The organism is Terriglobales bacterium (assembly GCA_035561515.1).
In the GTDB taxonomy this organism is placed as follows: domain Bacteria; phylum Acidobacteriota; class Terriglobia; order Terriglobales; family Acidobacteriaceae; genus DATMXP01.
Map to the genome: position 1 here is coordinate 78,843 of DATMXP010000001.1, position 11,751 is coordinate 90,593.

The following is an 11,751-nucleotide window of genomic DNA, read 5'->3' on the forward strand; positions in this document are numbered from 1 at the left end:
CCGGAGTCGGGCTTTTCGTTTATCTTCGAGTTATTGCCGCCACCGCGTAGTGAAGTTCGTCTGAAGCGTTGACTGGCCGAATACACCCGGATACGTGTCCACATCGGACTTAGTGACTGGGTCGTCGAGCGGTTCGGCGGTAACGTTGTAGGTATCCGCCGGAATGCCCCGGATCGTGTAGGTTCCATCAGGCGCAGTCAGCGTACTAATCGGAGATTTCCGGATATTCCCGCCGATCGGCAGGTTCGAGGTGGTCGATTCGGCGAAGACATGCGCGCCGAATACTCCGCCTCCGTTCGTGAACGCGATGCGTCCGGAGATACTCCCCGGCGCAAACTGCTGTGAAGCGCTCGGATAAACGGTTGAAATTCCCGCCACATCATCGTAGCTAAGCGTCGTCGTGCTGCCGGCGAACGGGAACATGATGGCGCGTACAACGCCGGAGTGGTCGAGTCCAAAGAAGTGGCCGATCTCATGCGTGGCAATCACCTGGAGGTTTTCGCCGTCGGTTCCGCCGGTGGTGTACTGCACCTTGGGATTGAAGAGGATATCGGACTTGATGATCTGGCCGCCGAAGCGCGAAGTGCCTCCGTGTCCATCGCTTTCGCCGGCATTGTTCGCCGTCGTGGTGATGGTGATGGCGAGCGTGCTGCTGTCCTGTGTGAAATCGGCGTCAGTACATACAAAGCAAATCAGGTTCTCGTTGCTCGGAGAAGCTTCCTGCGAACCGACGCCGCTGTTTGCACCCTCGTTAACACCAAGGGCCGCGTTTGGGGCGGTCGTCCAGGTTGCGAAGGACGCGACCATCACATCGTGTACCGAGCGGTTTCCGGTGACGTTGGACCCGGTGGCTGGGTTCAAGTTCCACACTACCGGAAACGCGGTGAAGTCCCAGCGGTCAACATTGTTGGGACCGCCGGTGAACTGCGAAAGCCAGGAGTAGCCGGGCGTGACGGCAAGGGCAATCAGGCAGATTGCAGCCAATGCGAACGAGATTCTATTCACGCGGCACCGCCTTGCGCACACGCGCTTCAAGTTCGCTTAGTTTTAATGCTGATCCCCGATAGCGTTTCACCGTATTCCCGGAGAGTTCCTCTCCGTCGGGTGTGCCGTTGGAAACATAATCGGTGCCGGTGGTGTTGTCGCGAGCGATGCGGAAGTGTCCCTGCATGAGTCCCACGATCACCATGGTTCCGTCGCCCGTGGTGCTGGGACGCAGGAACAGCACTGCGCGTTCGCCGGTGCTCATGGCCCGGACTCCGGCGACATGCTGCGTGTATCCGCCGGCGCTGCCGCCAAGTTGCTTTACGACGATCGTGTCCGAGGGCGACCCCTTAAGCGCACGCGCAACCTTGACGCGCGTGTACGTATAGATACGACTGTGGGTGGCATTCCATCCGGTCCAGGTCTCGACGGACTGGCCCTCGACTACGGCCGACGAACCGGACGTAAGCTGCTCGACCGTCATCGGCTTGACCATGGTGGCCGACGCGGCAGCGACAAAGAATAAGCTGAAAAGGAGGACGACTCGTTGCGTCACTGGACGATCTCCAATCCGCCGGTGAAGGCCGTTACGTCTCCCGAAGCGTTCTGGAGATAAACCGTGCGCGCACCCAGTGCCGCGCCGGGGGTTGCCGTGACGGTGAAGGCGATGCCCGGGGTGTTATCGGTCGCTTGCACGCCGGCTTGGTTCGAGACAGTGATGTCACCGGGCCCGGAGATGCGCACCTGCATGGAGCCCGTCAGTCCGGGGCCAAACAGAAGGATCCGCTTACTGGATCCGCGGCTCATCACGCCGCCGGTGTTTGAAGCTGATGCGCGACCAGTGAGATCGTTGACGCCGAGGTTTTGCGCATTCGGCGCAGGTGAAGAGGACGGCGCTGGTACCGTAATGTCGATTCCCGCGACGGTCTGGCCCTGGCCGACGGAAATCGCCGCAGGAGCGCCCAATTGGACGGTTCCAGAGCTGCCGTTTCCGGAGGGTGGAGGCGGATTGTTGGGCTGGTTTGACCCAGGCGTTGGTGTTAGGGAACCACCACCGCCACCACCGCAGCCTGCCAGCACAAGAGATAAGAAAAGAAGTGGAAACAATAGACGCACAGAGAAACCCGTACTGTTTAGAACGGCTTTCGCCGACCGGAGTTGCTACGCAGCAGGGCAATTGCGGAGTTGAAGCTCGGGTGCTTAGAATCGCAAGTTCACTCATTTGGTGAGACTTGCTGGGGAGAAGGTCCATACAAGGATTTCGTAAAGAGCTGCTCAGGTGGTACGACGAGAATCGTCGGGACCTGCCATGGAGGCGCACGCAAGATCCGTACCGGATCTGGATCTCGGAAATCATGCTCCAGCAGACGCGGGTGGGAGCTGTGCTCGACCACTATCGCCGGTTCCTGGAGCGATTTCCGACCATCGAAGCACTGGCCAGAGCTCGGCTTCAAACAGTGCTGGGAGCGTGGAGCGGCTTGGGATACTACCGCCGCGCGCGCTTCCTGCATGAATGCTCTAAGCAGGTGGTGCGGCAGCACGGCGGGCGGTTTCCGGAAACAGCAGAAGGATTAAGACAATTACCCGGAATCGGCCGATACACGGCGGCGGCCATTGCCAGCATTGCGTTCGGGAAACCGGAGGTGGTGGTCGACGGGAACGTGGAGCGCGTCATCGCCAGGTGGACGGGCAAAGAGCTTGGTCCCGCCGCGACATGGGACATGGCAGCGCGGCTGCTGAGCCCTCAGCGTCCGGGTGACTTCAACCAGGCCATGATGGAACTGGGCGCTACCGTCTGTATTCCTGCGACGCCGAAATGCGAAGAATGCCCTCTGGTCGCGGATTGCGCAACGCGGGGACGACATCAGCAGAAATCTCGCGCGTCCCGAAATGTGACATCCTTGGCTTTGGCTTTCACGCAAGAAGAAGACAAATTGCGGCTGATGCAGAGGCCGCTTTCGGCGACGGTGATGCCGGGCATGTGGGAACTCCCTGAATGCTCGCCAAATGGACATCCTCCGGCGGCTAAGTTCAAGCATTCGATCATGAACACTGACTACCAAGTGACGGTGTTCGAAATGCCGTTTGCCAGAAAAGGCCAGTGGGTCAGCAAATCGCGGCTGTCGACGATGGCCCTGACCGGCCTGACGAGAAAAATTCTGCAACGTTTTCAGTTGCTGTAACTCATAAGAGTGGAGGCATGATGGAAGCTCTGAAAGCTGGCAAGAAAGCGCCAAGCGTCGAGTTGTCGACTACCGCAGGTCATCATTTTTCATTGGCCGAGGCGCTGCGTAAAGGTCCCGTGGTACTCGCATTTTTCAAGATATCGTGTCCGGTATGTCAATTTACGTTCCCGTACCTGGAACGCATTTTCCAGCGTACGAAGGGCACCAACATCAGCGTGGTGGGCGTATCGCAAAACAACCTAAAGGACACGCAGTTCTTCGCGCGCCAGTATGGGGTAACGTTTCCGGTCGTACTCGACGATCCCGACCGATACGAGGTTTCCAACGCATACGGCCTTACAACCGTGCCCACAATATTCCTGATCTCACAGGATGGAACCATTGAGGTCTCCTGTGTTGGCTTTGTGAAGGACGACCTGCTCGATATCGCTAAACGGTTAGGCGATGCAACGAAAGCTCCCGCTGTTCCGGTCTTCGCGAAAAATGAAGACGTGCCGGCGTTCCGTGCCGGTTGAGGGTCGCTAAACTGACCCGCAGGTTGCGGGTCACACAGAACCTCGTAAAAGCTACACCGGACTTGCCGACCATGCGGCAAAAAGAATACGCTTCTGCTCACATGCGCCGTTTACGTCTAACTTGTGCAACAGTCTTGTTCTTGTCGCTTGCCGCAATGGCATTCGGGCAAGCGCGATGGGTCACGTCAAAGCCCGTCGTCAACATGTATTCCAAGCCGAGCCTCGATGCTGATGTCGTCTCGCAGGCGATCTACGGCGTCACCGTGCAGCAGGTCGCTTCGACTGACAAGAGCTCGGTGATCCCGGAAGGCTGGATTCAAATCAAGACGCCCGACGATTACACCGGATGGGTGCTGCGCGAGTCGTTCCTTCCGCTCGACGAGAAAGAGAATTACGCGGGGAAAGATAAGCGCGTGGTGACCGTCGCAAATCGCGGCGCGAACGTCTATCGCGAGCCTGACGTAACCGAGCATGCGCCCGTGCTGGTGCTGCCTTTTGAGGCAGCGCTCGAGGTGATCGGTGTTTCGGAAAAGCAGTCGGATCGTTGGCTGAAGGTTCGGCTGACGAATGGCTCGGAGGCGTGGGTTCAACGCGGTGACGTGCAGGATCGCACAGGGAAATTGCTCTCGATTCCTGAGTCGATTGAACTGGCGAAGAAGTTTCTCGGTGTCACCTATACGTGGGGCGGAACCTCAAGCTTCGGGTTCGACTGCTCGGGCTTCACACAGATGCTTATGCGGCAACGCGGTGTCGTGATGCCGCGCGATGCCGATGTCCAGGCTCGATGGGATGGTTTCGTCACTGTAAAGAAAGAAGACCTGAAAGCCGGGGACCTGTTGTTCTTCGGCACTGAGAAATCGATCACTCATACCGGGATGTATATCGGCAACGGCGAGTTCATCCACGACACGACGCATGACCATCCGATGGTGCAGATCAGCCGGCTCGGTGATCCGTACTGGACGAAACTGCTCGTCATCGCCAAGAGGACAAAATGAATCGACGGGATTGGTTGAAGTCAGCGGGTGCTTTGGGGGTTGCCGCTTCGCTGCCGGTAGAGTCGTTCGCAATGCCTGCGACCAGCGGTCCAGCGAAGATTGAAACGGAAATCAAGCGGCTGAACCTGCGTCATACGTGGACGACTACGATGTCGTCGAGCGAATACCGCGATACGCTGCATGTCCGCTATACGCGCGACGGCATCACCGGATACGGCGAAGGCGCGCCCATTGTGCGCTATAAGGAAGACGCCAAGTCGGCTCAGGCTGCCGTGCAGTCAGTGCATGACCTGCTCGCGAACACCCATCCCTGGCACGTCGAGGAGTTGGAAACCGAAATCTGGAAGCGCGTTCCGGGCGAGTGGGCAGGGAAGTCGGCGATGGATATCGCGCTCATGGACTGGCTCGGCAAGAAGCTGGGGATCCCGCTCTACCAGTACTTCGGACTGGATCCTGCCAAAGCCCCGGTGACGACGTTCTCGATCGGCATGGATAAGCCGGAAGTGGTTCGCCAGAAAGTCGCGGAAGCGGAACAGTTCCCGGTGCTGAAGGTGAAGGTTGGCCTTTCGACCGATGAAGAAATGATTGCGTCGGTGCGTAGCGCGACGAAGAAGCCCCTGCGTGTGGACGCCAACGAAGGCTGGACGAACAAGGAAGAGGCGGTCAAGAAGATCAACTGGCTGGCGACGCAGGGAGTGGAGTTCATCGAGCAGCCGATTCCGGCATCCATGATCGGCGACATCCGGTGGATTCGCGAACGCGTGAATATCCCAATCTTCGCCGACGAAGCGTGCGAGCGCCCCGCCGACGTGGTGAAGTGCGCGAATGCAGGGTTCGACGGCGTCAACATCAAACTCGACAAAGCTGGCGGGGTTCGTGCGGCTTATACGGCAATCAAGATGGCGAAGGCCCTCGGACTGAAGACGATGCTGGGCTGCATGATTTCGAGTTCATGCACGTGTACGGCTGCGGCGCATCTGTCGCCGCTGGTCGATTACGCCGACATCGATGGCCCGTTGCTAATCGCGAATGATCCGTATAGAGGCGTAACGGTGAAGGACGGGAAGCTCGTGTTGCCGGACGGACCGGGGCTGGGGCTGAAAGTTCTGTAGCTTACATTTAAGTTGGATAAGGCGGGCGCCGAGCCCGCCTTTTTTTGTTAGAACTTGTAACCAGGCTTGCCCACACCAGCAGCGAACTGTGCAGACCGGAAAAGGTTTTCGGTGAGCGCTGCGACCGTAACGGGTCCCACTCCGCGCGGCACAGGGGTAATTGCCGAAGCCACCTGTTGGACGTCCTTTTCCGCGTCGCCGTGCATCTTGCCATGCTCGTCAACACGCGTGGCGACGTCGAAGATCACCACACCAGGTTTCACCATTTCCTTCGTGATGCGGTAGCTTGCGGTGCCGACGGCGGTCACGATGATATCGGCCTGCGCGAGCAACCGCTTTTGTTCTTCCGGTTTCACATGCCGGTGCACCCAGATCGCGGCGGCGTTGCACATGCGCCCGCCCAGCATCAGCATCATCGGTTTGGCGGTAATGTCGTTGCGGCCAACGATGATCGCCAGCTTGCCTTCCGTCTTGATCTTGTAGAAAGCCATCATGCGACGGACCGCCAACGCGGTGCCGGGCAGCATGATCATGCGCTCGGGTTGCGCCCGGTAGAGAGAAGCGATCGCGTCGTGACCAACGCCGTCCACGTCCTTCTCAGCGGCAATGGCGTCGAAGATGTCGAACTTGTTCGTGCCCGCCGAGTAGTGCTCTTCGATCTCGCGCGGAAGAGGCAATTGGACCAGGACGCCGTGAAATTCGAGGGAATCGCTCAGCTTCCTGACTTCATCCTTAAGGGCGTCGGCCGAAATGTCATCGTGGAACAGTTTCAACTCGGCCTTCATGTGCAGTTTGGCGCAAGCTTCGATCTTCTTTTTTATGTAGCGCTCGGACGCGGCATTGTGTCCGACCTGCACGATGGCCAGCTTCGGCGTGATCTTGTGTTTGTCGATGAACTTCGGCACCGCGGCTGACAGGCGAGCGTTGATCTCGTCGGCAACGGGCTGGCCGAGCATTAATACTGCGTGATGGTGTTCGGACGTACTCATGAAGTCTTTCAGGATGTGGCGCTCGCTGCGAGTTTCGCGAGCCGTTCCTGCACGATGTTTTCGATCTTGTGAATGACAGCGTCGATGCCGAGATAGGACGAGTCGATTAGTATCGCGTCTTCCGCCGCGACAAGGGGCGACTCTTTGCGCGTGGAATCGCGCTGGTCGCGCTGGATCATCTGCTGCATCACCTGCTGTGCCTTTTCAGGATCGTTGATGGCATCGGTCTGCTTGGCACGTCGCTCGGCACGAACATCGAGACGTGCATCCAGGAAGATCTTTACATCGGCATCAGGGAAGACTTTTGTTCCTATATCGCGTCCTTCCATGATCACGCCGCCCAGTTTTCCCATTTCGCGCTGATGCATCACCATCCACTCGCGTACCTTCGGATGGACCGATGCGCGTGAGGCGGCGTCGCTGACATCCGTTTCGCGGATGAGGGCGGATACATCGCGGCCATCGAGCAGAACACGGTTCCCGTTCGGAGTGGGATCCAGCATGATGTTCGAGCACTCGGCGAGTTCGAATAGCTTTTGCTCGTTGTCGAGCGAGACTCCGCTCTCGAGCGCTTTCAAGCCTAGCGCTCGGTACATAGCGCCGGTTTCAAGGTTCACGTAACCCAACTTGCGGGCCAGATATTGAGCGATGGTGCTCTTTCCGGCACCGGCGGGACCATCGATGGCGATGATGAGCTTTGTCCGCTGCGTCACCGGCGGACCCCCGGACGCGGACGACGCGCGATAGGTTGGCGACGCGCTGGATCGGGTGGAGGAACAACCGGCTGCCGCGAAGGTATTTGCAGCATGGAGCGATTGCCGACATGAGTCAACGCAAGCTCGCGTGCCGCAAGCAATGCATTTACGGCGTCGCGAACCTTTGCTCGCGAAACCATGTTGGAAAAGAACTCCTCCACTTCACTGGCTTCGACGGCAATCATTGCCTCGACATATTTACCAACCAGCGCGGAGAGCGCTTCGGGTATCGAAATCTCAACGCCTTCCTTTACCGCTTCCGGTGACCAGCGATAGAGCACATCCCAGAAGGTTCCTTCGTCCGGTCGGTAATCGACCCGCGTAATGCGGAGCCTGGTCCAGAGGTCATTTAAGGCGCGGTCCAGCGCGGAGTCGGAAAGTGCGCCACCAAGGCGATCGTGCAACTGGGCTTTCGACATCGCGCCGTGCTTGTTAATGGCGTTGAAAACATCGCGCGCTAACGGCGAATATTCCGACCGCGTTCCGGGCTTGGGCATGTGGCGTGGATTGCGGTCGCCAACCAGGCCATAGAAATAAGGGAACACCGCTGCCGAAACGAGGAAGTTCGTCTCACCGAACAGGTTTGCCTCGTAGGCGGCCCGGTCGCGCAGCAAGCGCACCATCAACTCGGTGGCGTCCTTTGCGCGCGGATCAGCAAAGGCCATTTGCGAAGTTGGCAGGTTCTCATCGGCACCTACGTAGGCGCCGATAAACGTAGGCACCAGCACGGGCGGATGCAGTGGATACATCAGGCAGAATCCGACGTTCTCCATAAACGCACGGCCATCTTCGAGCGTGCGTATAGGCTCGCTTTTCAGGCGCCACTTTTCGCGCCGCTGTTCCTGTAATTCTTCATGGGTCATCAGATTCGCTTGAACGCCCGCTGAATATCCTTCATGGAATACCGTAGCACGACGGGTCGTCCGTGCGGGCACGTCATCGGGCAGTCGGTTTTAGCCAGTTCTTTGAGAAGCCATTCCATTTTATTCTGCTCGAGCGGCATATTCACCTTGATTGCTGCGTGGCAGGCGATAGAGGCCGCAATCCGAGTACGGATGACCTCCATGTTGAGCGCCTGGTCCTCGCGCTGGAACTGGTCGAGTAGTTCGTGCAGCATGCGTTCGACCTCTGCGGCTTCGACGCCTGCGGGAGCGGTTTTGACGGCGATGGTGCGCGAGCCGAATGGTTCCACTTCGAATCCGTTGCGATGAAGTTCGTCGCTGATATCGGCAAAGATGGCCTGCTGTCCGGGCGTGAGCTCCACGATCAGCGGCATCAACATGCGCTGGCTCTCCACGCGCTCCGCTGCGCGCTGTCGCAGAACCTTCTCAAACAAAACGCGCTCGTGCGCGACGTGCTGGTCGATGATCCAGAGTCCTTCGTGGTTCACGGCAAGGATGAACGATTCGCGAATCTGACCGAGCGGCTTGAGCGTCGCGAGAAGCGGCTGGTCGCCGCTTTGCTCAACGGGTTCGTCTTCCACCGGAGGCGTGCAGGTGTCCGGCGCGTTGACGACATGGCTGCCGAAGGTTTGCGGGCCGAATCGTGCGACGGGAATGGCGGCGTTGGCTTCAACCGTTATCGCTTGTTCTACGTCGAAGCCGAGCTTCGGCGCGAACGCGGGCTGAGTTGGCGCTTGCAGCGCGAAGCCAGCATCGGCTTCGGTGATGCCTAAGTCGTTCGGAGGAGCGACGGCTGCGGCTTGAGCCAGTGTTGGGCTTGCCTTCGGGCTGGCGTGAATTTCCTGCACGAAGGCGGGAATCGGGCGGGCCTTCATGAGCGCGGCGCGGATCGAGTCACGGACGAAATCGTGTACAACCGCCTGCTGACGGAAGCGTACTTCCACTTTCGACGGATGGACATTCACGTCCACTTCGGCAGTCGGCATTTCCAGGAACAGCAGTACGACCGGAAAGACTGTGGGCGGAAGGATGTTCCGGTAAGCCTCGGTCATTGCGTGCTGGATGAGGCGATCGCGGATGAGGCGTCCGTTGACGAAGATGAAGATGGAGTTGCGATTCAGCTTCTGGATCTCGGGCTTGGAGACGAAACCGTGGACGCGAAGTTCTCCGGGTTCGGGCTTCTCGTAGTCTTCGTCGCGGCGCCAAGGTGGCGGTTCCGGCAAACCGACGCGTTGCAGGTTGAGCTGCGCGGCGACGGGAATGAGTTGGTCGAGCGTGTCTTTGCCGAAGACCTGGTAAATGCGCTGCGAGTGGTCGGCAACCGGTGGCGCAATCAGCATGGCGTTCGTAGCCGAGTGCAGCTCAAAGTGCATCTCGGGATGTGCGAGCGCGTAATGCGTGACCAGCGACGCGATGTGTGACAGTTCAGTGCTTTCTGACTTCAGGAACTTGCGACGCGCAGGGATGTTGTAGAACAGGTCGCGGACGGTAATCGAGGTTCCGAGCGGAAGACCAGCTTCTTCGACGGTGGCGATCTTTCCGCCGTTCACTTCCACGACGGTTCCGGCAGCATCTTCAGGTGCGTGCGTTTCAAGACGAAAGCGCGAGACGGAGGCGATGGAGGGAACGGCCTCTCCGCGAAAGCCTAGCGTGCCGATGGTGAGCAGGTCCTCGGCGTTCCGGATCTTCGAGGTGGCGTGACGTTCAAAGGCGAGCAGGGCGTCGTCGCGAACCATGCCGCAGCCGTCGTCGATGATCTGGATAAGCTTCTTACCGCCGGCTTCTACATTGATACGGATGCGTTTTGCACCCGCGTCGAGGGAGTTCTCCAGCAGTTCCTTCACCACCGAGGATGGACGCTCCACGACTTCGCCGGCAGCGATTTTGTTCGCGACATTTTCGGAAAGAACGTGGATGCGGCCCATTCAGTTGATTGTAAATGCAGGTATGTGGTTGATCCTGCGAGATAATAGCTGGTTGTGCCTGCAATTTCCTCGATTTCCGCGCTAATCAAGGATTCCGCCCGCGAGCTTGGGTTTGATCTGGCTGGCATTGCGCCCGTCCAGCAGTTCCGCGAACTGGAGTACTTTCCGCAGTGGATCGCCGAGCAGCGCCACGGCGAGATGCGCTACCTCGAATCGCGCACGGAAGCAGGCGACCTGAAGCGTGCGTCGATTCAGAAGGCCGCGCCGTGGGCGAAGTCGGTGATCGTCTGCGCGCTGAACTACAACACCGACCAGCCGTACTCCACGGAATTTCCAGACAAAAGCCGCGGCTGGATTTCCCGCTACGCCTGGGGCCAGCGCGATTACCACGACATCATTCTGCCCAAGTTGCGCGCTCTCGAAGAGCGCATCCGCGAAGCCACCGGTGAGCCGCAGGCCCGCATGTGGTCTTACGTCGATACCGGTCCCGTGGTCGAACGCGTTCTCGCGCAACATGCCGGCATCGGATGGGTCGGCAAGAACACCTGCATCATCAACCAGCAGCTCGGTTCGTGGCTCTTTCTCGGCGTGATCCTCACCTCGATCGAACTTGAGGCCGACATCCTCGCGCCTGACCGTTGCGGCACCTGCACCCGCTGCCTCGATGCCTGTCCCACCAACGCCTTTGTCGACGCCTACAAGCTCGACGCGTCGAAGTGCATTTCGTATCTCACGATCGAAAAGCGGGGCAGCATCCCCAAAGAGCTTCGCGAGGGGATGCAGAACCACGTTTTTGGCTGCGACATCTGCCAGGACGTCTGTCCGTGGAACAACCGCACCAACCGCGAAGCGGCGCTCACGAACACCGCCGAATTCCAACCGCGTCCCGATCTCGTCAATCCGCCGCTGGAAAAGCTCGCCACGATCTCGGAAGACGAATTCCGAACCATGTTCAAAAACTCTCCAGTGAAGCGCACGAAGCGAAGCGGCATCCGCCGCAACGCCGTGATCGCAATCGGCAACAGCGGCGACAGACGATTTCTTCCGCTCCTCACAGAACTCGAAGCAGACGCTGACGAATCAGTGGCTGAGCATGCGCGTTGGGCTGTGAAAAAGATTCGGAGTTGAGCCTTCCTACAGAGTCCCGGCAGAAATTACATGAAGGCCGACTGTTGAAAAAATACCTAAATCTCAGAAAATCAGCAGTTTAGGTTTTGGCAACGTTGGTGCATGTACCAACGATGTTCATAACCGGGCAGGGAAAAAATTATCCGATTCCATTCCCGGCTCGGACCGCATTTTTAGTAAACGGATTGTCGGCAACCTGGGATGAAGCCCTCCCCCGAGATTTTTGACCGGGTTGCTTTTGGGTCAGGAGACGGTTC

Annotated in this window: 12 protein-coding genes; 5 read left to right on the forward strand and 7 right to left on the reverse strand. The window is 58.6% G+C overall.

The features are described 5' to 3' along the window. Nucleotides 1-30: 30 nt before the first annotated feature. Genes VN577_00345 through VN577_00355 form a run of 3 tightly spaced genes read right to left on the reverse strand, consistent with a single transcriptional unit; the run spans nt 31 to nt 2,100 of the window. The gene (locus tag VN577_00345) at nt 31-1,005 is read right to left on the reverse strand and encodes a matrixin family metalloprotease (protein HWR13246.1); all 975 of its coding nucleotides are present in this window, start codon (nt 1,003-1,005) and stop codon (nt 31-33) included. After that, nucleotides 998-1,540, reverse strand: coding sequence for a hypothetical protein (locus VN577_00350; protein HWR13247.1), 543 nt, complete (start codon nt 1,538-1,540; stop codon nt 998-1,000). The genes VN577_00345 and VN577_00350 overlap by 8 nt, the downstream gene beginning before the upstream one ends. Continuing rightward, nucleotides 1,537-2,100: a hypothetical protein gene (locus VN577_00355; GenBank protein ID HWR13248.1), complete on the reverse strand. Its 564-nt coding sequence runs from the start codon at nt 2,098-2,100 to the stop codon at nt 1,537-1,539. The genes VN577_00350 and VN577_00355 overlap by 4 nt, the downstream gene beginning before the upstream one ends. Before the next feature lie 239 nt (nt 2,101-2,339). Here VN577_00355 and VN577_00360 point away from each other — a divergent pair, with 239 nt between their 5' ends. The 4 genes from VN577_00360 (at nt 2,340) to VN577_00375 (ending at nt 5,795) form a co-directional block, all read left to right on the forward strand. After that, nucleotides 2,340-3,167 (forward strand): hypothetical protein, encoded by an 828-nt coding sequence (locus tag VN577_00360; GenBank protein HWR13249.1) that lies wholly within the window; start codon nt 2,340-2,342, stop codon nt 3,165-3,167. A 17-nt stretch (nt 3,168-3,184) separates the two neighbouring features. Continuing rightward, complete coding sequence (locus tag VN577_00365) at nt 3,185-3,685, forward strand: TlpA disulfide reductase family protein (GenBank protein HWR13250.1); 501 nt, start codon at nt 3,185-3,187, stop codon at nt 3,683-3,685. Nucleotides 3,686-3,825: 140 nt separating this feature from the next. Then, entirely contained in the window at nt 3,826-4,683 is an 858-nt protein-coding gene (locus tag VN577_00370; protein HWR13251.1) for an SH3 domain-containing C40 family peptidase, read from the forward strand. Further along, the gene (locus VN577_00375) at nt 4,680-5,795 is read left to right on the forward strand and encodes a dipeptide epimerase (GenBank protein ID HWR13252.1); all 1,116 of its coding nucleotides are present in this window, start codon (nt 4,680-4,682) and stop codon (nt 5,793-5,795) included. Before VN577_00370 ends, VN577_00375 begins: the two co-directional genes overlap by 4 nt. A gap of 47 nt (nt 5,796-5,842) precedes the next feature. Here the strand turns inward: VN577_00375 and VN577_00380 are convergent, their stop codons facing one another. Genes VN577_00380 through mutL form a run of 4 tightly spaced genes read right to left on the reverse strand, consistent with a single transcriptional unit; the run spans nt 5,843 to nt 10,366 of the window. Continuing rightward, complete coding sequence (locus VN577_00380) at nt 5,843-6,784, reverse strand: bifunctional 5,10-methylenetetrahydrofolate dehydrogenase/5,10-methenyltetrahydrofolate cyclohydrolase (protein ID HWR13253.1); 942 nt, start codon at nt 6,782-6,784, stop codon at nt 5,843-5,845. An 8-nt stretch (nt 6,785-6,792) separates the two neighbouring features. Then, nucleotides 6,793-7,497, reverse strand: coding sequence for a (d)CMP kinase (gene cmk, locus VN577_00385; protein ID HWR13254.1), 705 nt, complete (start codon nt 7,495-7,497; stop codon nt 6,793-6,795). Beyond that, nucleotides 7,494-8,402, reverse strand: coding sequence for a crosslink repair DNA glycosylase YcaQ family protein (locus tag VN577_00390; protein ID HWR13255.1), 909 nt, complete (start codon nt 8,400-8,402; stop codon nt 7,494-7,496). Before VN577_00390 ends, cmk begins: the two co-directional genes overlap by 4 nt. Beyond that, nucleotides 8,402-10,366: a DNA mismatch repair endonuclease MutL gene (gene mutL / locus VN577_00395; GenBank protein ID HWR13256.1), complete on the reverse strand. Its 1,965-nt coding sequence runs from the start codon at nt 10,364-10,366 to the stop codon at nt 8,402-8,404. The genes VN577_00390 and mutL overlap by 1 nt, the downstream gene beginning before the upstream one ends. Nucleotides 10,367-10,420: 54 nt before the next feature. Here mutL and queG point away from each other — a divergent pair, with 54 nt between their 5' ends. After that, nucleotides 10,421-11,494, forward strand: coding sequence for a tRNA epoxyqueuosine(34) reductase QueG (gene queG / locus VN577_00400; GenBank protein HWR13257.1), 1,074 nt, complete (start codon nt 10,421-10,423; stop codon nt 11,492-11,494). The last annotated feature ends 257 nt before the right edge of the window (nt 11,495-11,751 follow it).

Coding starts and splice junctions, on each gene's coding strand:
- VN577_00380 (HWR13253.1), bottom strand. CDS start 6,784: ATGAGTACGTCCGAACACCATCACGCAGTATTAATGCTCGGCCAGCCC.
- VN577_00375 (HWR13252.1), top strand. CDS start 4,680: ATGAATCGACGGGATTGGTTGAAGTCAGCGGGTGCTTTGGGGGTTGCC.
- VN577_00365 (HWR13250.1), top strand. CDS start 3,185: ATGATGGAAGCTCTGAAAGCTGGCAAGAAAGCGCCAAGCGTCGAGTTG.
- mutL (HWR13256.1), bottom strand. CDS start 10,366: ATGGGCCGCATCCACGTTCTTTCCGAAAATGTCGCGAACAAAATCGCT.
- VN577_00390 (HWR13255.1), bottom strand. CDS start 8,402: ATGACCCATGAAGAATTACAGGAACAGCGGCGCGAAAAGTGGCGCCTG.
- VN577_00360 (HWR13249.1), top strand. CDS start 2,340: ATGCTCCAGCAGACGCGGGTGGGAGCTGTGCTCGACCACTATCGCCGG.